Origin of the sequence: Streptomyces sp. 7-21 (genome assembly GCF_016741785.1) — a bacterium.
Lineage (GTDB): Bacteria > Actinomycetota > Actinomycetes > Streptomycetales > Streptomycetaceae > Streptomyces.
In genome coordinates, this window is the sequence record NZ_JAERRL010000010.1 from 85,915 (window position 1) to 108,904 (window position 22,990).

19 protein-coding genes and 1 pseudogene are annotated in these 22,990 nt (G+C 75.4%); 12 read left to right on the forward strand and 8 right to left on the reverse strand.

Annotated features, from left to right (window positions below; genetic code table 11):
* Positions 1–9 precede the first annotated feature (9 nt).
* A complete protein-coding gene (locus JK356_RS14635) occupies positions 10–900 on the forward strand; it encodes an aminoglycoside phosphotransferase family protein (RefSeq protein WP_201868288.1) in 891 nt (296 codons plus the stop codon).
* A gap of 28 nt (positions 901–928) precedes the next feature.
* Here the strand turns inward: JK356_RS14635 and JK356_RS14640 are convergent, their stop codons facing one another.
* A complete protein-coding gene (locus JK356_RS14640) occupies positions 929–1,369 on the reverse strand; it encodes a cupin domain-containing protein (protein ID WP_201868289.1) in 441 nt (146 codons plus the stop codon).
* Positions 1,370–1,573: 204 nt separating this feature from the next.
* On the opposite strand from JK356_RS14640, the gene JK356_RS14645 reads away from it, so the two are divergent.
* From JK356_RS14645 to JK356_RS14660, 4 genes are all read left to right on the forward strand, one after another.
* Complete coding sequence (locus JK356_RS14645; RefSeq protein ID WP_201868290.1) at positions 1,574–2,500, forward strand: carbohydrate kinase; 927 nt, start codon at positions 1,574–1,576, stop codon at positions 2,498–2,500.
* Positions 2,501–2,561: 61 nt separating this feature from the next.
* Positions 2,562–5,078 (forward strand): polysaccharide lyase family 8 super-sandwich domain-containing protein, encoded by a 2,517-nt coding sequence (locus JK356_RS14650; RefSeq protein WP_374100656.1) that lies wholly within the window; start codon positions 2,562–2,564, stop codon positions 5,076–5,078.
* A 108-nt stretch (positions 5,079–5,186) separates the two neighbouring features.
* Positions 5,187–5,396: a hypothetical protein gene (locus JK356_RS14655; protein WP_201868291.1), complete on the forward strand. Its 210-nt coding sequence runs from the start codon at positions 5,187–5,189 to the stop codon at positions 5,394–5,396.
* 78 nt (positions 5,397–5,474) lie between these two features.
* Positions 5,475–6,374: an alpha/beta hydrolase gene (locus tag JK356_RS14660; protein WP_201868293.1), complete on the forward strand. Its 900-nt coding sequence runs from the start codon at positions 5,475–5,477 to the stop codon at positions 6,372–6,374.
* Between the two features lie 57 nt (positions 6,375–6,431).
* Here the strand turns inward: JK356_RS14660 and JK356_RS14665 are convergent, their stop codons facing one another.
* Positions 6,432–7,115: a lytic polysaccharide monooxygenase gene (locus tag JK356_RS14665; protein ID WP_307815586.1), complete on the reverse strand. Its 684-nt coding sequence runs from the start codon at positions 7,113–7,115 to the stop codon at positions 6,432–6,434.
* A gap of 391 nt (positions 7,116–7,506) precedes the next feature.
* Between JK356_RS14665 and JK356_RS14670 the strand changes: the two are divergent.
* The 3 genes and pseudogenes from JK356_RS14670 to JK356_RS14680 all read left to right on the forward strand — a co-directional run.
* Positions 7,507–8,321, forward strand: a pseudogene (locus JK356_RS14670) (rhamnogalacturonan acetylesterase); the annotation flags it as partial.
* A 145-nt stretch (positions 8,322–8,466) separates the two neighbouring features.
* Entirely contained in the window at positions 8,467–9,255 is a 789-nt protein-coding gene (locus JK356_RS14675) for an ABC transporter ATP-binding protein (RefSeq protein WP_201868294.1), read from the forward strand.
* Positions 9,256–9,258: 3 nt separating this feature from the next.
* The gene (locus JK356_RS14680) at positions 9,259–10,593 is read left to right on the forward strand and encodes an FtsX-like permease family protein (protein ID WP_201868295.1); all 1,335 of its coding nucleotides are present in this window, start codon (positions 9,259–9,261) and stop codon (positions 10,591–10,593) included.
* A gap of 283 nt (positions 10,594–10,876) precedes the next feature.
* Here JK356_RS14680 and JK356_RS14685 read toward each other — a convergent pair whose 3' ends face one another.
* Positions 10,877–11,800, reverse strand: a complete 924-nt coding sequence (locus tag JK356_RS14685; protein WP_201868296.1) for a LysR family transcriptional regulator — start codon at positions 11,798–11,800, stop codon at positions 10,877–10,879.
* A 151-nt stretch (positions 11,801–11,951) separates the two neighbouring features.
* On the opposite strand from JK356_RS14685, the gene JK356_RS14690 reads away from it, so the two are divergent.
* Positions 11,952–12,839, forward strand: coding sequence for an NAD(P)H-binding protein (locus tag JK356_RS14690; RefSeq protein ID WP_201868297.1), 888 nt, complete (start codon positions 11,952–11,954; stop codon positions 12,837–12,839).
* 12 nt (positions 12,840–12,851) lie between these two features.
* Here the strand turns inward: JK356_RS14690 and JK356_RS14695 are convergent, their stop codons facing one another.
* The 3 genes from JK356_RS14695 to JK356_RS22370 form a co-directional block, all read right to left on the reverse strand.
* Positions 12,852–13,805: a D-alanine--D-alanine ligase gene (locus JK356_RS14695; RefSeq protein ID WP_201868298.1), complete on the reverse strand. Its 954-nt coding sequence runs from the start codon at positions 13,803–13,805 to the stop codon at positions 12,852–12,854.
* Positions 13,802–15,094 (reverse strand): PLP-dependent aminotransferase family protein, encoded by a 1,293-nt coding sequence (locus tag JK356_RS14700; RefSeq protein WP_236671327.1) that lies wholly within the window; start codon positions 15,092–15,094, stop codon positions 13,802–13,804. Before JK356_RS14700 ends, JK356_RS14695 begins: the two co-directional genes overlap by 4 nt.
* A gap of 189 nt (positions 15,095–15,283) precedes the next feature.
* Positions 15,284–16,102, reverse strand: a complete 819-nt coding sequence (locus JK356_RS22370; RefSeq protein WP_201868299.1) for a toxin glutamine deamidase domain-containing protein — start codon at positions 16,100–16,102, stop codon at positions 15,284–15,286.
* A 324-nt stretch (positions 16,103–16,426) separates the two neighbouring features.
* Here JK356_RS22370 and JK356_RS14710 point away from each other — a divergent pair, with 324 nt between their 5' ends.
* The 3 genes from JK356_RS14710 to JK356_RS14720 all read left to right on the forward strand — a co-directional run bounded on the left by JK356_RS14710 (position 16,427) and on the right by JK356_RS14720 (position 21,126).
* Entirely contained in the window at positions 16,427–19,378 is a 2,952-nt protein-coding gene (locus JK356_RS14710) for a BTAD domain-containing putative transcriptional regulator (protein ID WP_201868300.1), read from the forward strand.
* 144 nt (positions 19,379–19,522) lie between these two features.
* Positions 19,523–20,224, forward strand: coding sequence for a class I SAM-dependent methyltransferase (locus JK356_RS14715; protein ID WP_201868302.1), 702 nt, complete (start codon positions 19,523–19,525; stop codon positions 20,222–20,224).
* A gap of 53 nt (positions 20,225–20,277) precedes the next feature.
* On the forward strand, positions 20,278–21,126 hold the full coding sequence (locus JK356_RS14720; protein ID WP_201868304.1) for an alpha/beta fold hydrolase: 849 nt from the start codon (positions 20,278–20,280) through the stop codon (positions 21,124–21,126).
* A gap of 289 nt (positions 21,127–21,415) precedes the next feature.
* Here JK356_RS14720 and JK356_RS14725 read toward each other — a convergent pair whose 3' ends face one another.
* The gene (locus JK356_RS14725) at positions 21,416–22,273 is read right to left on the reverse strand and encodes a helix-turn-helix transcriptional regulator (protein WP_201868306.1); all 858 of its coding nucleotides are present in this window, start codon (positions 22,271–22,273) and stop codon (positions 21,416–21,418) included.
* Between the two features lie 62 nt (positions 22,274–22,335).
* A complete protein-coding gene (locus JK356_RS14730; protein ID WP_201868308.1) occupies positions 22,336–22,977 on the reverse strand; it encodes a TetR/AcrR family transcriptional regulator in 642 nt (213 codons plus the stop codon).
* Between the last annotated feature and the right edge of the window lie 13 nt (positions 22,978–22,990).

Sequence of the window (22,990 nt, forward strand, 5' to 3'; positions counted from 1 at the left end):
GATCGGCGGATGGCACAGACCTACCAGGACGGCAGGGCGGGGATCGACGCCGCGCTGGTACGGCGCCTGATCGCCGCGCAGTTCCCGCAGTGGCGGCATCTGCCGGTCAGGCCGGTGGCCGTCGACGGCTGGGACAACCGCACCTACCGGCTCGGCGACGACATGACGGTGCGGCTGCCCACCGCCCGTGGCTACGTCCCGGCTGTCGCGAAGGAGAACCGCTGGCTGCCCGTGCTCGCGCCCGCGCTGCCGGTGCCCATCCCGCAGGTGCTGGGCGTGGGCGAGCCCGGCGAGGGCTATCCGCACCCTTGGTCGGTGCGCCGCTGGATCGACGGCGAGACCGCCGCCCCCGAACGGATCCGCGACATGGCGGAGTTCGCGGAACAGGTCGCGGAGTTCATCCTGGCGCTCCAGGAGGCGGACGCCACCGACGGGCCGGGCGCGGGCGCGCACAGCTTCTACCGGGGCGCCTCCCCGGCGCACTACGACGAGGAGACGCGCCGCTGCCTGGCCGCGCTGCGCGGGCGCGTGGACACCGCGCGCGCCGCCGCGGTGTGGGAGGACGCTCTCGCCGCCACCTGGCACGGCGAACCGGTGTGGTTCCACGGCGACATCGCGCACGGCAACCTGCTGGTCCGCGACGGCCGCCTGGCCGCGGTGATCGACTTCGGCACCTCGGGCACCGGCGACCCGGCGTGCGACCTGGTGATCGCCTGGACGCTGTTCGAGGGCCGCAGCCGCGAGGCGTTCCGCCGCGCCGTCCGCCAGGACGACGGCACGTGGGCCCGCGCCCGCGGCTGGGCGCTGTGGAAGGCGATGCTGTGCCTGGCCAGCGACAGCACCCCGCCGGACGAGGCCGCCGGGCACCGCCGCGTGATCGAGGCGGTGCTCGCCGACTGACGGCGACGGGCCGCGCGGGGGCGGGGCGTTACTGGAAGCCGCAGCCCGGGTTGGGCGCGTCCTGGTGCAGCGGCGCCCCGTGCGGCAGCACGTACAGCACGTACAGGACCACCGGCTGCGTGCCCTCGTTGCGGCCGAGATGCACCGTGTCGGGGCCGGACGGCTCGGTGAGCGTGGCACCCGCCGGGTAGGTGCCGTCCGACGCGCAGGTCGCGTCGTAGTGGCTGAGCGTCCCCTGCTGGACGTACCCGTACAGCGTTCCGTCGTGGTAGTGCCAGCCGGTGCCCTGGCCGGGCGGGATGGTGATCTTCCGGAGGATGTAGTCGGTGTCTCCCACCGTCCGCTCAGCGATGACGGTGTTGGTGACGTCCGGTCCCGGCGGTGTGGCGTGCGCGGTGCCGGCGGTCATCACCTGAGCGACGGCGGCCAGGCCGGCGGCGGCCAGCCCGGCGCGGAGCGGAACCCGCATGCGGTCTCCTTGTCTGATGTCTGCTGTCTCGCCCCGTTCCTGACGCGGTGCCAGCTTCTTTCCTACCGGCGCGCCGCCCGCGCGTCATCCCCGCCACCGGCCGGCGCGGCTGGCGTGATAGGTGTGGTTCCCGGTTCCGGGTGCGGCGGGCACCGGGACCCCCGGACCGGAACCGGGGACAGCAGTGAGCAAGGGGAGGCGCCCGTGATCGTCGTCGCCGGTGAGGCTCTCATCGACCTGGTGCCCGACCGGCGCGGCGACGCCCTGTCGCCGCTGCTGCCGGCGCGCGGCGGCGGCCCGTTCAACACCGCCATCGCGCTCTCCCGCCTCGGGTCGCCCACCGCCTTCTGCTCGCGGATCTCCACGGACGCCTTCGGCGAGTCGCTGGTGGCGCGGCTGCGCGAGGAAGGCGTCGGCCTCGGGCTGCTCCAGCGCGGGCCGGAGCCGACGACGCTGGCCGTGGCGGCGCTGTCCGAGAGCGGCTCGGCCGACTACACGTTCTACGTGGACGGCACCGCCGACCGGCTGTTCGGCCCGCCGCCCGAACTGCCGCCCGCCACGGCGGCGGTGTCGTTCGGCACCTGCTCGCTCGTCCTCGAACCGGGCGCCAGCGCCTACGAGGAGATGATGCGCACGGCGGCGGCGCGGGGCCTGGTAGTGGCGCTCGACCCGAACATCCGGGCCGGGCTGATCCCCGACCCCGGCGCCTACCGGCGCCGGTTCGCCGCCTGGCTGCCGCACGTGACGCTGCTGAAGCTCAGCGAGGAGGACGCCGACTGGCTCGGCGGGGATGTGACGGGCTGGCTGGCCGCGGGGCCGGCCGCCGTGGTGATCACGCGCGGCGGAGACGGCCTGACGGTGACCACGCGGGACGGTGCCACCCGCGCCGTGCCGGGCGAACCGGTGCGCGTCGTCGACACCATCGGCGCCGGGGACACCGTGAACGCGGCGCTGCTGCACGGCCTCGCCGCGCGCGGCGCGCTGTCCCCCGAGGCCATCGCCGCGATGGCGCCGGACGACTGGGGCCCGCTGCTGTCCTTCGCGGCGCGGGCGGCGGCCGTCACGTGCTCGCGCGCCGGCGCAGAGCCGCCGCGCGCCTCGGAGCTCGCGGGGGCGGACCCGGGGGCGTGACAGCGTAAGGTGGCGCTGCTTCGCTGGGAGCAACGCCAGGCTGGTCTGCCGAGGAGGCCCCGTGCCGCTGTCCCGCCGTGCCCCGCTGCCGGCCGTGCCCGACCGGGCCGCCCGGCTGAGGGCCAACGCGGTCGCCTGCCTCGCCGGCACCGAGGAGTCCAACGCCCGCCCCGAGGCCGCCGCCCGCCTCGCCGCCATCGACGCCACCGCCGCCGGACGGCTGGCGGCGCTCGACGCGGCGGGCCCGGGCGAGCTGTTCGCCGGCCTGCCGCTGGGGGAGAGCGACACCAACCTGATGCGCTCCTTCCAGTACCTGTACGAGATCGCCCTGGCCACCCGCGCCCCCGGCGCCCGCGAGGGCGGCCTGACCGGCGACGCGGAGGCGCAGCACCGGGTCGCCGACGGCCTGGCGTGGCTCTACGGCACCCACTACGGCGACCAGGCGGCGGGCTACTACGGCAACTGGTTCTCCTGGGAGATCGGCATCTCCACCCACGTCAGCCGGCTGCTCGTGCTGCTCGGCGACCGGATCGAGGCCCGCCACCCCGGCCTGACCGGCGCGTACGTCGCGGCCATGGACGCCTACCTGCGCCACGGCAAGGACGGCGACGTCGACCTGGACTCCCGCTTCCACACCGGCGCCAACCTCGCCGGCATCACCACCAACCGCATGCTCCAGGGCGCCGTGCGCGGCGACGACGCCCGCGTCGCCAAGGCCATCGCCGACCAGGACACCGTCCTCGGCGTGATCGACCCCTACCGCCCGCGCCACGGCGTCACCGACGGCTTCTACGCGGACGGTTCGTTCGTCCAGCACGGCAGCGTGGCGTACACCGGCTCCTACGGCGCCGCTCTGCTCAGCCGCGTCGTATCCGCCCTCGGCCTGCTGGCAGGCACCGGCTACCTCGACGAGGCGGGGCTCGCCCGCCTGGCGGCCGCGGCGTACGGCTGGCTGGCCCGGTCGTTCGCCCCGGTGATCTTCGAGGGCTGGATGATGGAGATCGTCCGGGGCCGCGCCGTCTCCCGGACCAGCGACGGGTACGACGCCACCGCGCCCGTGGTCGAGGCCGCCGTGGACCTCGCCGCGCACGCCGCCCCCGCCGAGGCGCGGCGGCTGCGGGCGTACGTGCGGCACCTGCACCGCACCTCGCCCGCCGCGCCGGACGGCTCGGGCTTCGTCTCGCCGCTGAGCGCCGTGCGGTACGCGGACATCCTGGCCGACGAGTCGGTGCCCGGCGCCGACCTGTGCCCGCCCGAGGCGCACGCGGCGTTCAGCGCCATGGACAAGACGGTCCACCGGCGGCCGGGCTACGCCTTCGCGGTGGCGCGCAGCTCGGAGCGGATCAGCGGCTACGAGTACATGAACGGCGAGAATCTCCTGCCCTGGTTCCAGGGCGACGGCGCCCACTACCTGTACCTGGCGGGCGAGGACCAGCGCACCGTCTTCGGCGTGGACTACCTCACCACCGTCGCGCCCGGCCGGCTCGCGGGCGTCACCGCGCCCGAGGAGCGGCGGCTGACCGTGCCGGAGCTGTACGGCGGCTTCTTCTACGACGACCCGGCCGAGGGGTTCACCGCGTCCTCCGGGAAGCAGAACGCGTACGTGTACGTCCCGCGCGGCACGCAGGCGTTCTCCGGCGGCGCACGGCTGGGCGCGTACGGGATGGCGGGGCACGTGCGCGCGGACGACGCCGCGTACGCGGCCAAGCGGGCCGGGCTGCTGCCGGACGGCTTCACCGCCTACCGCAACTGCCGGGCCACCACGTCCTGGTTCCTGCTGGACGAGGAGATCGTGGTGCTGACGTCGGGCATCGGCGACCCGGACGGCCGGCCGGTGACCACCACGCTCGACACCCGCGTCGCGGACCCGGCGGACGACGTGTCGCTGACCGGGCGGCGGCGCGACGGCGGCCGGTGGACAGGCCCGGGCGCGGCGCCGCTGGCGTGGCTGCGGTACCGCAACGCCACCCGCGGCACGGCCTGCGGCTACGTGCTGCTGCGGGCGCCGCGGCTGACGGCCGCGCTGGAGACGGTCACCCGCAGCCGCCGGGTGGTGCGGGCGGCCAATCCGGACACGGCGGTCACCAGACGCGTCTTCACCCTGACCGCCGCGCACGGCACCGCCGGGGCCGGGAACGGCGGCGCCGGGCGCGGCGGGCCCAGGCTGGCCTACGCGCTGCTGCCGCACGCCACCGAGCGGCGCCTGGCCGCCTACGCCGCCGCGCCGCCGGTGACCGTGCTGGCCAACACCCCGCGCCTGGCGGCCGTGCGCCACCACGGGCTCGGCCTGACGGGCGTCAACGCCTTCGCGGCGGGCACGCACCGGGCCGGGCCGGTGACGCTCGACGGGCCGGCGTCGGCGCTGCTGCGCACCGGCCGGGACGGCACGGTCACGGTCGCCGTGTGCGATCCGACGACGCGGCGGGACGCGGTGTCCCTGACGCTGGGCGGGCTGCCGCCGCGCGAGGTCGTCGCCGCGGACGAGGGCGTGGCGGTCAGCTTCCGCGGCGGCGTCACGCGGCTGCGCGCCGCCACCCGCCACGCCTACGGCCGCAGTTTCACCGCGGTCCTGCGCTGAGGCGCTGCCCCTGGTGCCTGGTGTGCGCTGCGGGGCGCGCCCGGGGGCGCTCACCCGTCCGGGCCCGCCCGGCGTGCCCCGGCGGCCGGGCGGGAGCAGGCTGCGGTCATGGCAGCGCGCCCCCGCATCGTCGTGTACCCGCCCGTGCCGGGCCGCGGGCGGCGGGTGCGCGCGGACGGCGAGGTGCTCGGGACCGCCAGGTCGCTGCGGGAGCTGCTGGAGTTCCTGCGCCGTGCCGGGCTGGATCCCGACGACGTCGACCCGCGCGACGCCGGTCTGTTCGAGTGGCGCGGCGGCGGGCCCGAGACCTGGGAGTGACGGCGGCCGGCCGGGTGTGGCGGTCATCTCGCTGCCTTGCGCGGCGGTTGGGGGGAGCGGCCGGGGAAGGTATGGAGCATGACCTCGCTACCTGCCGACATCCTCGCCAAACTGCGCCGCATCGGACGTCAGTTCACTCCGGAGAACAACGAGCTGGTCAGGCGGCTGCTGGCGCCGCGCCACGAAGCGGCGGGTTACCTGGCCCTGCGCGTGGTGCGGGACGTGGCCTACGGCCCGGATCCGCGTCACCGGCTCGACCTGCACACGCCCGGGGCGGCGGCGCCGGGCGGCGGGGCTCCGGTGCTGCTGTTCGTCCACGGCGGCGGCTTCGTCGGCGGGAACAAGTCCGAGCCCGGCTCGCCGTTCTACGACCACATCGGCGGCTGGGCGGCGGCGCGCGGCTTCGTCGCCGCCACGATGACGTACCGGCTGGCGCCGGTGCACCAGTGGCCCTCGGGGGCCGAGGACGTGGCCGCCGCCGTCGCGTGCGTCCGCGACCGCGCCGCCGGCGTGGGCGGCGATCCGGAGAAGATCGTGCTGATGGGGCACTCGGCGGGCGCCACGCACGTGGCGTCCTACCTGGCCGGGCACGCGGCGGGCGGCGGGTCGCCGGCGGCGGACCTGGCCGGGGCGGTGCTGCTGTCGGGGATCTACGACCCGGGCGCGACCGAGCCGAACGTGCCGATGCGGGCGTACTACGGCAGGGACACCGCCAGCTACGGCGCGCGGACGGCGGTGCCGGGCCTGGTGAAGCTGGAGCTGCCGCTGCTGATCGCGCTGGCCGAGTACGACATGCCGGTGTTCAGCAAGCAGGCGGTGGTGCTGCTGGACGCGATGCTGGCCGAGCACGGCGTGCTGCCGCCGGTGGTGACCGTGCCGGGGCACACGCACCTGTCGGAGATCCTGTCGCTCGGGCTGGACGACGCGGCGTTCGGCGCCGTCCTGGAGCGCTTCGTGCGCCAGGTCACCGGCGGGTGAACGCGCGGCCGGCGGGCCCGGGCGGTGCGCTCCCGGGCCCGCTCGGTGCCGCACGTGTCAGAACGTCACGTCGGAGCAGATGAAGTAGATCTGGTCGGCGTGGGACGCCTTCCAGATGGTGTAGACGACGTGGTGGCCGCTGCGCCCCGGGGCGCTGACCTCGGCCGTGTAGTGCTCGGACGGCTCGTAGGAGCCGGTGCGCTCGATGAGCTCGAGGTCGTCCCAGTCGAGGGCGTCGTTCTCGGCGTCGTAGCCCTGCTTGGTGACGTAGATCTCCAGGTAGTCGGCGCCGTGCTGGGCCTGGTCGTACAGGTCCACGGTGAAGGTGCTGTCGACCTGGGTGGTCTGCCACGGGCCGGGGTTGTCCAGGGCGTTGTACCGGCCGTTCTCGGTCTGGCCGGCGCTGCACAGCTGGTTGTCGGGGATGTAGCGCTGGAAGTCACCGCCGGTGCCCTCGCGGTACAGGCCGTTCCAGTTCCACATCGCGTTGGTGTCGTGCTGCCATGCCTGCCAGCACATGGGGTCTTCCTGCTCCATGGCCGGGTTCTGGAAGTCGTCGCCCCAGCGCTGCAAGCAGCCGTAGTTGCGGGAGACCGGGTCCGCGACCGACCCGTGGGCGGAGGCGGTGGGCGCGGACCACGGCGTCAGCAGCAGCGTGGCCGCGGCCAGCAGCACCAGCAGCGCGCGGACCGTCCCTTTCCGCGCGTCTGCTGGTTCGTGACGAAGTACCTGACTGAACACTGCGACTCCTCGACCGGAGTTGTGGGGGGTTGTTTCCGGAGGTTGGGAGCGCTCCCAATCGCAGTGCCCCCTTCCCTCGCGTTCTGTCGAAGAAACTTCGAACAGGTGCGGGCTTTTCCGCAGGACCGGGCGCCGGGCGCCCCGCGCGGACACGGCCGGCGCGCCCGCTCCCGCGCCTCCCCCACCACCCCCGGAACCCCACAGAAATCACCGGCGGGGCGATGGATTCACACAGAAGAAGACGCCGGAGCGATTGACTGACGCGCCCGGCCGGTCAGGCTGGGGGGCGGTCCCGTACCCCCGCGGTGCGCGGCCAGCGCCGGACCCGGTCCGCGGACCGGCGCTCCTCCCTCTCCCCCGCCGGGGGTTTCCCGGCAGAAGGGATCCGTCCATGACCGCACCCCACGACGACGTCCCGGCGCGCCGCGGCCCCGGCCGCCGCCGCCTGCTCGGCACGCTGGCGGGCCTGCCGCTGGCGTTCGCCGCCGCGTCCGACACCCAGGCCGCGCCCGGCGGCGGCCAGCGCCCGCGCACTGTTCACCTCGCCGGTGACTCGACCGCCGCCCGCAAGCGGGCCGACGAGGCCCCGGAGACCGGCTGGGGCATGGCCCTGCCGTTCTTCCTCGCCCCCGGCATCGAGGTTGCCAACCACGCGGTCAACGGCCGCAGCTCGAAGAGATCGACGAGGGCCGGCTGGCGGCCCTGCTGGAGACCGTCCGCCCCGGCGACCTGCTGCTGGTGCAGTTCGGCCACAACGACGAGAAGACCAGCGACCCCGCCCGCGGCACCGACCCCTGGACGACCTACCAGGACTGCCTGCGCCAGTACCTCGACGGCGCCCGCGCGCACGGCGCCCGGCCCATGCTGGCGACCCCGGTGGAGCGCCGGCGGTTCGGCCCGGCAGGCGACGCCGAGCCCACGCACGGCGAGTACCCGGCGGCGATGCGGGACCTGGCCGCCCGCGAGGGGGTGGCGCTGCTCGACATCCAGGCGCTGTCGCTGGCGCTGTGGCAGCAGCTCGGCGCCGAGGGCTCCACGGCGTACTTCAACGGGACGCCCGAGCGCCAGGACGACACGCACTTCAGCCCGCGCGGCGCCATCGCCGTCGCGAGGATGACGGCCCGCGCGCTGGTCGACGAGCAGGTGCTGCGCCCGGACCAGACGCGCCGCCTCGACGAGGAGATCCCGGAGGACTGGATCACCTGGGCCCGCCTGACGGGACCTGGGGCGAGGGCCGGGATGCACTCAGATACACCCCCGCTCCGGGTCGCAGCGCCCGTGTGGCGCGGCCGCCGCGTCCCTAGCGTCCTGAGTGGGCGCGGGAAGCGCCCCGGAGAGGGGAGATGCACCAATGTTCCGACAGGCGCGACAGCAGACCGTGCCGCCCGCCACCGGCCCCCGGGAAGCGCTGCGGCTGGTCAAGGTCAGCAAGGTCTACGGCACGGCCGGCAACGCCGTGACCGCCCTGGACGACGTGACGCTGAGCCTGCCGGCCGGCAGCTTCACGGCGGTGATGGGTCCGTCCGGCTCGGGCAAGTCGACGCTGCTCCAGTGCGCGGCGGGGCTTGACCGGCCGGACCGGGGGATCGTCGTGGTCGACGGCACGGAGATGACCGGCGGCAGCGAGGCGGAGCTGACGAGGTTCCGGCGGCGGCGCGTCGGCTTCGTCTTCCAGCAGTACAACCTGCTGCCCACGCTGACCGTGCTGGAGAACACGACGCTGCCGCTGAAGCTGGCGCGGCAGCGCGTGGACCGGGCGCGGGCGCGGGAGATCCTTGCCCAGGTGGGGCTCGGTGACCGGCTGGACCACCTGCCGGACGAGCTGTCCGGCGGCCAGCGGCAGCGGGTGGCGATCGCGCGGGCGCTGGTCACCCAGCCCAGCGTGATCTTCGCGGACGAGCCGACCGGCGCGCTCGACCTGCGCAGCGCGCGGGACGTGCTGGGGCTGCTGCGCGACGCGGTGCGGCGGCACGGCCGGACGGTGGTGATGGTGACGCACGACCCGGTGGCGGCGGCGTACGCCGACTCCGTGCTGTTCCTGGCCGACGGGCGGCTGGCGGGACAGCTGACCGCGCCGACCGCGGAGGCGGTGGCGGAGCGGCTGACGCACCTGGGCGACGCGGTGCTGGCGGAGGTGTGAGGGATGTTCACGCTGGCGATGCGGTCGGTGCGGCACCGGCCCGGACGGCTGATCGGCACCCTGCTGGCCGCGACGCTGGGCGCGGCGATTGCGATGGCGTTCAACTCCCTGCACGACACGGCGGCGGCCGGCGTCGACGACACCTCCGCCATGACGCTGGGCCTGGCGGGCGGTGTGGTCGGCGGGTACGGCACGCTGCTGGTCTTCTTCACCGTCGCCTCGACGCTGACGGTGAACGTGCGGCAGCGCGGCGAGGAACTCGGCACGCTGCGCCGCGCCGGGGCCACCCCGGCGCAGCTGACGCGGATGGTGACCGGTGAGGCGCTGGTGGTGGCGGTCGTCTCGACGCTGCTGGCGATCGGCCCGGCGGCGCTGGGCGGTTCGGCGCTGCTGCGGCTGTTCCAGGACACGGACCAGGTGGCGGCCGACGTGGACTACGTCTTCGGGCCCATCGCCCTGTCCGCCGGCTTCTCCGTGACGCTGCTGGCCTCGGCCGGTGCGGCGTTCGTGGCGGTGCGGCGGGCGGCGCGCGCGGCGGCCGGCCAGCGGCGGCGGCGCGGCCGGGCGCGGACCGTGGGCGGCGTGGCGGCCCTGGTCACCGGGTCCCTCGGGGCGCCGGCGACGCTGATGATGGACGCGTCGGACGAGATGCTGATGGCGCCCGCGTCCTACGGCGCGATCCTGCTGTCGATCGGGTTCGCCGCGTTCTCGGCGCCGCTGCTGCGGGGGCTGCTGCGCTGCTTCGGCGGCCTGGTGGCGGCGCTGACGGGCGCGGGCGGCTACCTGGCGGTGCGGAACCTGCGGCGGCGGGCGGACCAGCTGGGCGGGATCCTGATGCCGCTGATCCTGTTCACCGGCATCGCGACGGCCACGCTGTACATGCAGGTGGTGGAGAGCGACGCCCTCGAGGCGGCCGGACTGGTGAAGTCGGCCGACGACAAGAACCTGGTGACGATCAACGTGATCGTGGCCGGCATCATCGTGGCCTTCTGCTGCTTCTCGCTGGTCAACAGCCTGTACGCCGAGACGTCGTACCGCAGCGGGGAGTTCGGCCGGCAGCGGCTGACGGGGGCGACCCGGTGGCAGGTGCTGACGATGGTCGCCACGGAGTCCGTGCTGGTCACGGTGACCGGGCTGTTCTTCGGCACGGCCGCGGGCCTGGCCGGCCTGATCCCGTTCTGCGTGGTCCGCACCGACCGGATGCTGCCGGAACAGGGTCCGTGGATCTGGCTGGGCGTCGCGGCGGTCGGGGCCCTGGCGACGCTGGTCACCAGCCTGGTCACGGCGCGCCGCGCGCTGCGGAAGCCCGCCGTGGCGGCGGTGGCGGTGGCGGCCTGAGAGGGCCGGTGTGCGGGGAGTGCGGGGGTGTGAGACGCGCGAGAGATGCGCCACAGGGTGAGCAGCTGTCAGGTCAGGGCCGGATGCCGCATGCCGCCTTGCTGGTCCACGCGCAACGCCACGATGCTGGGCGCTTCCGTGCAGTCCCGCTCCGCTGGGAGGAGGTCACTGTGCGACGCCGTCGCTCCGCTCTCGTGCCCGGCCGCTGACGCGCCACACCGTGGCCCAAGGGGCCCGTCGGCACCGGCGGGGCCCCTGCGCGTGCCCCGGGGCCGACGGCCCGTCAGGCGGCCCCGGCGGGCTGGCCCGCCTCGGCGGCGACGGCGGCCGCCGCGCGGACGAAGGCGGCGACGGCGGGGGAACGGCTGTGCGACGGCCAGGCCAGGCTCAGGCGCAGCGGCGGCAGGTCCGCCACGGGGCGGTAGGCGATGCCCGGCCGGGGGTGGCGCTCAGCGACCGAGACCGGCGGGAACCAGACGATGCGGCCGATCTCGACGAGGCTGAAGATCTCCGCCAGGTCGCGCGGGGCGGGCGGCGGCGGCACGGCGGCGCGGGAGCGCAGCCCGGGCGGCTGCCCCTCCTGGTCGGCGGCGGTGCCGTCGGGCAGCGCCTTGCCGGCCAGGTCAGCCAGGCGCAGCGCGGGGCGGGCCGCGAGCGGGTCACCGGCCGCGATGGCCAGCAGGCGGGGCTCGGTCAGCAGGGGTTCGCTGTCCAGCCCCTCGCCGGCGAACGGGGCGGGCACGAACGCGACGTCCGCCCGCCCGTCGCGCACCGCCGCCGCCTGCTCGCCGCGTCCGGCCATGACGAGTTCGGCCGGCAGCGCGGCGGGGTCGCGCTCGTAGGCGGCGAGGACCGCGGGCAGCAGCCCGCCGTCGTAGCCGGCCTTGAGGGCGACGCGCAGCTGCGGGCGGGGCCGCCCGGCGTTCCGCGTGCGGCGCTCGGCGGCGGCCACCGCGTCGAGGACGGCCCGCGCCTCGCGCAGCAGCACCTCGCCCGCCGGGGTGAGCGCCACGCTGCGGGTGGTGCGCGTCAGCAGCGCGACGCCCAGCTGGCGCTCCAGCGCGCGGATGGCCCGGGACAGCGGCGGCTGGGCCATGCCGAGCCGCGCGGCGGCGCGCCCGAAGTGCGCCTCCTCGGCCACGGCGACGAAGTACCGGAGCTGCCGCACCTCCAGGCCGTTGCTCCCGCCATTCCTACCGCCACTCATACCGCCACGGTATCAATGGTGATCGGATCGGTCCTTCTCCCGCGCGGGGAACGAGAGTTGGATGGTCAGCGCGGCGCCCGCCGCATCCCGTTCCCCCGCCGCCCCCCTGCTGCGGGGTGTCCGCGTCTTCCCGGTACCACCTGGAGTTGGCATGTACGTCGTCACCACGCCCACGGGCCAGATCGGCAGCCTGGTGCTGGCGCAGCTGCTGGCCGGCAACGTCCCGGTGCGGGTGGTCGTCCGCGACCCCGCGAAGCTGCCCGCCGCCGTCCGGGACCGCGTCGAGGTCGTCGAGGGCTCACACCGCGACGCCGGTGTGGTCGCCCGGGCGTTCGACGGCGCCGAGGCCGTGTTCTGGCTGCCGCCGCCGTCGCCCCGGGCCGCCCGCGTCGAGGACGCCTTCGTGGGGTTCTCCGCCGCCGCCTGCCGGGCCCTGCCGGGCAGCGGCGTGCGCCGCGTCGTGGGCGTCTCCGCGCTCGGCCGCGGCACGCCCCTGGCCCGCCGCGCCGGGCACGTCACCGCCTCGCTGGCGATGGACGACGCGTTCGCCGCCACCGGCGTCCCCTACCGGGCCCTGGCGCTGCCCTCGTTCATGGACAACCTGCTGCGGCAGACACGGCGGATCAGGGAGGAGAACCGGTTCCTGACGATGATCTCGCCCTCGCTGAAGTCACCGGCGTGCGCCGTCCGCGACATCGCCCGCGCCGCCGTGGCGCAGCTGCGGGACGCGTCGTGGACCGGCTTCGGCGAGGTGCCGGTGCTCGGCCCCGAGGACCTGTCCTTCGACGAGATGGCCGGCATCATGTCCGAGGTGCTCGCCCGGCCCGTCCGCTGCGAGCGGGTGGCACCGGACGTATTCCGCGCCCGGCTGGTCGTCGCCGGCATGTCCGAGGCCATGGCCCAGGCACAGGTCGAGATGGCGCTGGCCAAGGACGCCGGGCTCGACAACGCCGTCACCCGCACCCCGCAGACCAGCTCGCCGACCACCTTCCGCACGTGGTGCCAGGAGGTGCTGCGGCCCGCCGTCACCGCGGCGTGACGCGGGCCCGGCTCACCGCCCGGCCCGCCGCGCCGCCCGCGCCGCCAGATCGCGGCAGAACGCGCCGAACTCCAGCCCCGCGGCGGCCAGTCCCATGGGGAACGTGCTGGTCTCCGTCATCCCCGGCGAGACGTTCGTCTCCAGCACGACCACCTCGCCCGCCTCGGTGACCAGGGCGTCGGTGCGCGACAGATCCCGCAGCCCCAGGGCCCGGTGCGCGGTCACCGCCGCCCGCGCCGCCTCCTCGGCGGCGTGCGCGGGCACGCGGGCCGGGCAGAAGAACTCCGCCTCGCCCGGCGTGTAGCGGGCGGCGTAGTCGTACATCCCCTCGCAGGCGATCTCCACCGCCGGCAGCGCCACCGGGCCGTCGCCGAGGTCGGCGACCCCGACCGCGATCTCGGTGCCGGTGACGCGCTCCTCGATCAGCGCCTCATCGTGGTAGCCGAAGCAGGCCATCAGCGCCTGCGGCAGCTGCCCGGCCTCGTCGACCCGGCTGACGCCGAACGCCGACCCGCCCGCGCGCGGCTTGACGAACAGCTCCTTGCCCAGCCGCTCGGTGATCCGGGCCGTCAGCTCCGCCGCGCCCAGGTCGTGGAACGCCTGCTTCGGCAGCGTCACCGACCGCGGCGTGCGCAGCCCGGCCCGCGCCAGCACGGCCTTGGCGGCAGTCTTGTCGAACGCCGACCGGCAGGCGTGCGGGCGGGCGCCGACGTAGCCGACCCCGGCCAGCTCCAGGACCTCCTTGAGCGTGCCGTCCTCGCCCGTGGCCCCGTGCAGCACGGGGAAGACCGCGTCCGGCGGGTCCTCCGCCAGCGCCGGCAGCAGGTCCGTGCCGACGTCGCGCAGCTCCGCCTCGACCCCGGCCCGGCCCAGCGCGGCCGCCACCTGGCTGCCGGAACGCAGCGACACCTCGCGCTCCGGCGACAGGCCCCCGGCGATCACCACGACCCGGTTCGTCTCGCTCACTTCCGTCCACTCCCTCGGTCCGTGGTGCCGAACGTCCGCCCCAGTTCGATCTCGGCCTCGATCACGCCGGCCAGTATCCGCACGCCCTCCCGGATCCGCTCCGGCGGCGGGTAGCAGAACGACAGCCGCATGCTCTGGTGCCCGCCGCCGTCGGCGTAGAAGCCGGTGCCGGGCACGTAGGCGACGCGAGCCTGCACCGCCCGGGGCAGCATCGCCTTGGAGTCCAGCCCCTCCGGCAGCGTCACCCACACGAAGAAGCCGCCGTCCGGCCTGGTCCACGTCACGCCCGGCGGCATGTACTCGGCAAGCGCCGCCAGCATCGCGTCGCGCCGCTCCCGGTACATCTCGCGGAAGTCCTTCAGCCGCTCCTGCCACGGCTGCGTGCGCAGGTAGCGGTCCACCGCCAGCTGCGCGAACGACGAGTGCGACAGCATCGCGCTCTCGGCCGCCAGCACCAGCCGGTCCCGCACCGCCGGCGGCGCCAGCGCCCAGCCCACCCGCAGCCCGGGCGCGAAGGTCTTGGAGAACGAGCCGAGGTAGATCACGTCCGCCGGCGCGTCGGCCGCCAGCGCCCGCATCGGCTCGCCCTCCAGGTACAGCAGGCCGTACGGGTTGTCCTCCAGCACCAGCACGCCGGCCGCGCGGCACACCTGGAGCACGCGGCGCCGCCGCTCGGCGCTCAGCGTCACGCCCGTCGGGTTCTGGAACGTCGGCACCGTGTAGAACAGCTTCGCCGGGCGCCCGGCCCGCTCAAGCCGCGCGAACGTCTCCGCCAGCGCCCCGGGGTCGACGCCGTGCTCGTCCATGGGCACGTGCGTCACCTCGGCCTGGTACGCGGCGAACGTGCCCAGCGCCGTCACGTACGTCGGGCCCTCGGCCACCACCGAGTCGCCCGGGTCGAGGAACACGCGCGCCACCAGATCGAGCGCCTGCTGCGAGCCGACGGTGACGACGACGTCATCGGGACGGGCGTCGATGCCCTCGGCAGCCATCACGCCGCAGATCGACTCCCGCAGCGACGGGTCGCCCTGCGCCGAGCCGTACTGCAGCGCGACCGGGCCCCGCTCCTCGACGAGGCGGGCCATCATGGCGCCCACGTCCGCCATCGGCAGGGCGCTGACATTGGGCATGCCGCCCGCCAGCGAGACGATCTCGGGGCGCGACGCGACCGCGAACAGCGCCCGCACCTCGGAGGCGACCATCCCCGCCGCCCGGCGGGCGTAGCGGCCGTGCCAGGGATCGACGCGCGTGCCCCGCGGCTCCTGGGGGTCTTCCTGACCGGGACGCATCCGCACTTTCCTGCTCCCTTGACGGTGGCCACCGACCCTACAACCGTCGCCCCCGGCCCGCGCCGGCCGACCGGCCCCGCCGGGTGGGTGCCGCGGTCATCGTCCACCGTGCGGGCGCTGGCCGTCACCCGTCCCAGACGGCCCCGCCCGGCGACGGGTGACGGCCGCGGCGGCGTTCCCGGCGGGCCGTCAGTCCAGGGTCAGCAGGGTCGAGGTGTTGATCGGCTCCGGTGCCTCGAACGGCAGCAGGCTGGAGTCGAGCGTGATGGAGCGGACGATGCCGACCGCCTTCCACGGCGCCTTCTCCAGGTGCACCTTCGCCAGCTGCGCGTCGACCCAGATGACCGCCCCCTGGTAGTTGACGCCGGCCACGGCGTGGCTCGCCCGCGAGTGCTCGAAGACCACGATGGCGGAGGCGCCGTGACCGGCGCGCCGCAGCCGGTCCGCGACGACTCCCCACGCCTTGTTCGGATCGGCGTCGTCCTCGGTGAGGTCGTCGCGCCACCGCGTGTTCAGCCATGCGCTCGTGCGGCCGGGGCCGTCGTCCTCCCGCATCGGCCCTCCGTCGTCCCGCTTCACTGACTGGTCGACCCCGGCGGCCGCCGTCGGGTTGCCCGACCAGGAGGCGAGGAAACTGCGGACCGCCTCGACGCAGTTGGCCAGGAACTCCATGCCCTTCTCGTCCCGATGGCTGTTGATCAGCTTCACCCATTCGGCCGGCTGCGGCAGCCCGAGGTGCGCCCTGAGGCCCGATTTGACCGGGTTGGGGAACTGCTGATAGGTGTCCCCCTCCTTGGGAAACGCCTTCTCGAGCTTGCGCTGGTCCTCCTCACTCGGCCCGAACAGCCGGCTGCCCGGCTGTTCGCGCACATTGTTCGTCAGGCTGCCCGGATGCGGGCGCGCGCGCTGCACGGTCAGGCCGTGCCCGCCCGCCGCGAGGGCCCGCGTCACAGCGGCGTTCCCGGCGGCGCGCTGCAACGACAGCACGGCGCCGACGTGGCCGGGCACCGCCGGCGTTCTCGGCGCGGCCCGCCCTGGCCGGCCCGGGGCTGGAACGCCGGGCCGCTTCGATTGGTCACGCACGTGCACCTTGTCCACCGCCTTCTGCGCTGCGAACGGCTTGTCGTGACCGTCTATCAGCCCGCGCGCCGCGGGCGGTAGGTCCGCCGGGGCAGTCCTGCCGGCACAGGTGCCGCACCCGGCGGCCCGTCGCGCACACGGCCGGAGCACACCGCGCCAGGGGGCGCACATCGGCCACCGCAACGCGCGCAGACCGGTCCTGGGAACCGGAGGGCTCCGTTCCCCGCGCTGTGGCGGCGATAGCGTTACGGCATGCAAGAGCCAGCGGATGACGGGCCGCGCTTCACCGTGCTGGGCCCCGTGCGTGCGTGGCGAGGCGACCGGGAACTCAGGCTGGGCTCACCCCAGCAGCGCGCCGTGCTGGTGGCGCTGCTGCTGCGCAACGGACGACCGGTCCCCTCGGAGGAACTCGTCGACGCGGTATGGGGAGAACAGCCGCCCGCCGCCGCCGTCTCGGTGCTGCGCACCTACGCGTCCCGGCTGCGCAGAGCGCTGGAACCCGACCGCCCGGCGGACGCCGCCCCGCGCGTCCTGATATCCGTGCCCGGCGGATACGCCCTGCACGCCGCCCCGGACGCGGTCGACCTGCGGGTGAGCGAGCGGCACCTGGCCGAGGCGCGGCGCGCCCGCGCGGCGGGCGACCTGCTGGCCGCGTCCACCGCGCTGCGGGCCGCGCTGGACGGCTGGGAGAACGTCGCGCTCGTCGGCGTCCCCGGCCCGCTGGCCGAAGCGGAACGCGCGCGGCTGGCCGAGCAGCGGCTGGCCGCGCTGGAGGCCCGCATCGACGTGGACCTCGAACTCGGCCGCCACGACCAGGTGGTGGCCGAACTGACCGCGCTGGTCGCCGAACACCCGCTGCGGGAGCGGCTGCGCGGGCAGCTGATGCTCGCGCTCTACCGCTCCGGGCGGCAGGCCGAGGCGCTGGCGGTCTTCTCTGACACCCGGCGCTCCCTCGTCTCCGAGCTGGGCGTCGAACCGGGAGCCCAGCTCCAGGAGTTGCACGCGGCGGTGCTGGCCGGGGACACGGCGCTGGCGCAGACTCCCGCCGCCGCGCAGCCGGAACCCGCCACCACGGCCGTCTGCCCCGAGCAGCTGCCGAGCGCCGTGCCCGACTTCACCGGCCGCGAGGAGGAGTTCGGGCTGCTGCGCGCGGCCCTCTCCGCGCCGCCGCAGGAACCGGCCGCCCCGACGGCGGTCGTGGTCGGCATGGGCGGCGCCGGGAAGACGACGCTGGCCGCGCAGGTGGCGCACTCGCTGCACGACCGGTTCCCCGACGGGCGGCTGTTCGTCGACCTGCACGGCGCGAGCGACACCCCGGCCGACCCGCACGCCGTGCTCGGCCGCTTCCTGCGCGCGCTCGGTGCCCCCGACGGCTCGCTGCCGGGCGACCCGGCCGAACGCGCCGCGTTCTACCGCTCGATGCTGGCCCGGCGGCGGGTGCTGGTGGTGCTGGACAACGCGCACGACACCGAACAGGTCCGGCCGCTGCTGCCCGGCACCCCGACCTGCGCCGCGCTCGTCACCAGCCGCTTCCGGCTCGCCGCGCTGCCCGCCACCCGGCGGATCGACCTGGCGGGATTCACCCCGGAACAGGCGCTGACCCTGTTCGCCCGCATCGTCGGCGAGGAGCGCGCCGCCGCCGAACCGGAGGCGGCGCTGCGGGTGGTGCAGGCCTGCGCCGGGCTGCCGCTCGCGGTCCGCGTCGTCGCCTCGCGGCTCGCGTCGCGGCCGGGCTGGAGCGTCGCCGCACTCGCCGGCCGGCTCTCCGACGAGCAGCGGCGGCTCGACCAGCTGCGCGCCGAAAGCCTCGCCGTCGAGTCGTCGTTCCGCCTCGGCTACGAGCAGCTCTCCCCCGGCGATGCGCACGCGTTCCGGCTGCTGGCGCTGCCGGAGGTGCCCGACCTGTCCCCGGACGCCGCGGCGGCCGTGCTCGGGATGTCCCCGGCCGAGGCGGAGGACGTGCTGGAACGCCTCACGGACGCCGGCATGCTCCAGTCCCCGGCCGCCGACCGCTACCGCTACCACGACCTGCTGCGGCTGTTCGCCCGGCAGCGGGCCGCACGCGAGGGCACGGAAGACGAACTCGACGCCGCGCTGGACCGGTTGCTCGACCTGCACCTGGCGACCGCGCGCCACGCCTACCGGCTGATCAGGCCCTGCCACACCGTGCCCGACGCCCTGGCCGCCACCGGACACAGCGGCCTGGAGCTGCCCGGCGCCGCGGCGGCGCGCGCCTGGGCGGACCGCGAACTGCCCGGCATCCTCGCCGCCACCCAGCAGGCGGCCAGCCGCACCGCCGGGCTGGCCCGGGTCGCCGCCGAGCTGATCCTCGCGCTCGACCCGCTGCTGGAGGAACGGTTCGGCTGGGGCGACTGCCTGCCCGCGTGCCGCGCCATCGCCGAGGCCACCCACCGCGCGGGCGACGCACGCGCCGAGGGGCGCGTGCGGTACATGCTGGCAGGCGCCCTGATGCAGACCGGGAAGTGGGACGAGGTCGACGAGCACGCCAGCGTGGCGCTCGACCTGGCCCGCGCCGCCGACGACGGCATCACGCTGGCGATGACGCTCAACGTCCGCGGCGCGCACGCCGCCTACCAGGAGAACTGCGCGGCGGCCTTCGGCTACCTGGAGGAGGCCGTCACGGTCAGCCGCGCCATCGGCGACCCCGGCATCGAGGAGTACGCGCTGGGCAACCTCATCCAGGTGCGCATCGACGCCGGCAGCAACGACGCGTCACTGCTGGCCATGGCCCGGCACCACCTCGCGCTCGCCGAGCGGATCGGCGAGCCGTACGCCATCGCCCGCTCGCTGTACCGGCTCGGCCAGGTGCTGCGGGTGTCCGGGCGCCCGCACCAGGCGATCCTCACCCTCCGCCGCGGCCTGGAGCTGCTGGAGCCGGACGGGCCGCGCCTGCTGCGGGCGGGCATACGGTTCCGGACCGCCGAGGCGCTGCGCGCCGCCGGGCGGCCCCGGGAGGCGGTGTCCGAGGCGGAGCGCGCCCTGGTGCTGCTGCGTGAGATCGAGTTCGCCTCGCTGGAGGCCCGGATCCTGCGCTACCTCGGGGACGTGCTGAACGAGCTCGGCCAGCCCGACCGGGCGCGGGCCTGCTGGCGCGAGGCCCGTTCCATCCTGACCCGGCTGGGCCTGCCCACCGGGGACCTGTCCTGGGAGCTGGCCGGCAAGCCCGCCGCCGGGGAAGGGTGACGCGTACACACCGTCATCAATCGTTCGTCAACGCGCTGTGGAACTCCCGCCGGAAGACTCCTGCTGCCGCCGCTGAGGCAGGGCCGGTGAGTCCCCCTGCTCACCGTGGCCGCGGCGGCATGGCGTCCGGCGGAGGTGTGAGTGATGACGACGTTCCTGCGGAGCCCGGCTGAGGATGCGCTGGCCTACGCGCTGCTCGGCAACCCCCTGGAATGGCGCGTCGCCTACCCGGAACTCTTCCGTCGCCTGGGCCTGGGCTCCCGCACCCAGGGCCCGGTGCTCGACTACGGGTGCGGCCCCGGGGTGGTCGCCTCACACATCGCCGGGCGCTACCTCTACGACGTGGTGGGCTGCGACGTGTCGGCCGACATGATCGAGGCCGCCGAGCGGCACGTGGCCCGGCCCGACGTCCGCTTCCTGCGACTGGCGAGCCAGCGGGTCGAGGGCTACCCCGACGGGTACTTCGGCGCCGCGCTGTGCGCGTTCGTGCTGAACGTGATCGACGACCCGCGGCTGCACCAGGAGATCGCCCGCGAGATCCACCGGCTGCTGCGGCCCGGGGCGCCGTTCGGGCTGCTGGTGCCCCATCCGGACAGCACCGGCGTGCAGTTCAGCACCTGCCGCAGCGGCGACCCCGGCGTCACCTACGCGCCGGGCGACCCGATGCTCACCCGGCTCGCCTCGCACGGACGGGAGCTGACGGTGCAGGACTACTACTGGCCGGTGGACTGGTACCGGTCGCTGCTGGCCGACGCCGGCTTCCAGGACGTCACCGCCGCCGCACCGGTGGCCGGCGACGCCGAGCCGCCGCAGCCGCCGTTCCTCCTGGTCACCGGAAGGCGGTGACCAGGGCCCGGGCTATGGTGAAGGCTTCACCGTACGACCGTAAGTGAGGCACCATGGCCGACCCGACGTTCGTGCTCGTGCACGGAGCCTTCGCCAACTCCTTCTCGTTCGCGCCGCTCCAGGCCGAACTAGGGCTGCTCGGACACCGCTCCGTCGCCGTCGACCTGCCCGGCCACGGCTTCCAGGCGACATTCCCCGCCGGCTACCAGGCGCCGCAGGACCCCGACGCGCTGGCCACCACCCCGGGCGTCCTCAAGGGCGTCACGCTGGACGACAACGCCAAGCACGTCATCACGGTGCTGGAGCGGGCCAAGCAGAACGGGCCGGTGATCCTGCTCGGCCACAGCCGCGGCGGCATCACGGTCACCGCCGCGGCCAATGCCCGGCCCGACCTCATCGACCGCCTGGTGTACGTGGCCGCGTGGTGCCCGGTCGACCTCGACGTCTCCGACTACTACGGCGAGCCGGAGATGGCCGGCGTCGACGCCGGCGCGGTCGGCGCCGCGCTGGTCGGCGACCCGGCCGCGCTGGGCCTGCTGCGCAGCAACTTCCGCACCGCCGATCCCAAGGCGCTGGCCGCGTTCCGGGAGGCGTTCTTCGCGGACGGCACCGACGACGAGTTCCGCGCCTTCCTCAACCTCTTCCAGCCCGACGAGAACCTGGACGCCGGCGGCACCGCCGACCGCGCCCAGGCGGACACGTGGGGGCGGATCCCGAAGACGTACATCCGCCTGGCGGACGACCGCAGCATCCCGCTGGCCATGCAGGACCGGCTCATCCGCGAGGGCAACGCCCTCACCCCGGACAACCCGTACGACGTGCACACCCTCCAGGGCAGCCACCTGCGGTGGCTGGTCCACCCCGGGCCGGCCGCCCGCGTGCTGGCCTCCCTCGCCACCTGACGGCCCCGGCCGTCCCTCCCCGCCCTGCGGAGCACTCGTCCAAGACGCCGGGGCGGCCGGGCGGGGAGGGTGTGCCCAGGCACCGTGGGCGGTGTCCTCGCCGACGGCCAGCGGGCCGTGGTCGAAGCGGCCGTCACGGCGAAGCTCGCCGGCGGCGGCGACGACGCCAACGACTACTGCTTCGTCTTCGAGTTCCGCGACGGGCTGGTCCACCGCGTCCGCGAGTACCAGGACCCGCGCGTGCCGCCCGCGCGCTGCTTCCCGCCGCCGCCCCGGGCGGGGCGCCGCGTCAGCGTGACGGCCGGTCCCCGCCCGCGGGGAACTCCTCGCTGCCCCTCACCCGCAGCAGCCCCAGCCGCTCCCGGGTCCCCTCGTCCGCCGGGGTCAGCACCAGCAGCGACTGGCTCTGGTCCGGAGTGACCAGGGTCTCGCAGTCCAGCGCCAGCGGCCCGACGCGCGGGTGAAGCACCGTCTTCCTGTCCGCGCGCCGGACCGCGACCTCGGGCTCGGCCCACAGCTGGCGGAACCCGGCGCTCGCGGCACGCAGCCGCTCGACGAGCCCGGCGACCACGGGGTCGCCGGCGCGGCGCCCCGTGGTCGCGCGCAGGTCGGCGACGAGCTGGCGGGCGTACCGCTCCCGCTCCCCGGGCACGGTGACGGCGCGGACGGCGGGATCGGTGAACCACCGGTACACCGCGTAGCGTTCGTCGCCGTCGAGGTGCTCGTAGCCGCCGTGGATGAGGACGGCCATCCGGTTCTGGGCGAGGATCTCGCCGAGGTCGGACAGCACCATGGCGGGGGTGTCACCGAGCAGGCGGAGCAGCCGCAGCAGGCCGGCCTGGGCCAGCCGGGCCACGCTCTCGCCAGGCGGCGGGCGGTGGCCGGCCAGGTAGAACAGGTGGTCGCGTTCGTCGTCGGTCAGGCGCAGAGCCCGGGCCAGCGAGGCGAGCAGCTGGGCCGACGGCTGGCTGCTGCGGCCCTGTTCGAGGCGCACGACATAGTCCACCGACATGCCGGCGAGCATCGCCACCTCCTCGCGGCGCAGGCCGGAGGTACGGCGGCGGGGGCCGCCCGGCAGGCCGGCCTCGGCGGGCTGGACCGCCTGCCGGCGGCGGCGCAGGAAATCGGCGAGTTCGCCGCGTCGCATCTGCCCATGCTCCTGCGGGAGTCCGGGCGTATCCAGGGAGCGCCGGCCCTGGGATCGGGGTGTCAGCCGGTGCCCTCGCCGAAGTCCCCGCCGAAGTCCTCGCTGAAGGCGGCGCCGAGCGCCGCGGCGATCAGGGCGGGCAGGTCGGAGCGGCCGTCCTCGCGCACCCAGCGCATGAGGGCGACGTGCGTCGCGGCCAGGCACGTGCTGGCGGCGACCCAGACCCGGTACTCTTCCTCGTCTCCGGTGCCCTGCCGGTCGCCGAGCAGGGCGTCGGTGATGGCCTTCTGGGTGGCGAACTGGCTGTCCAGGTGGCGGGCGCGCAGGGCCGGGGTGTCGATCATCAGCCGCAGCCGGGCGAGCAGCAGGTCGCGGGCGGGTGAGGGTCCGGGCGGTCCGAGGACGCAGCGGGCCGCCTCGACGAGGGTCCGGCCGATCCGCAGCACCGGGCACTCGTCGGCGGGCCGGGCCACGACCCGGGCCGCGAGGAGGGCGTCGGACCGGTCGTGGAGCACGAGGTCTTCCTTGGTGGGGAAGAGCCGGTAGACGGTCGTCACCGGGACCCCGGCGGCGCGGGCGACGTCGCTGACGGTGGTCGCGTCGTAGCCGCGCTCGGTGAACAGCCGTATCGCGTGCGCCTGGATCCGCCGCCGGGTCTCCGCGGGCTCGCCCTCCCGCTGAGCTGGCTGGTTCTCGCCGTTCATGCGCGGTAAGGCT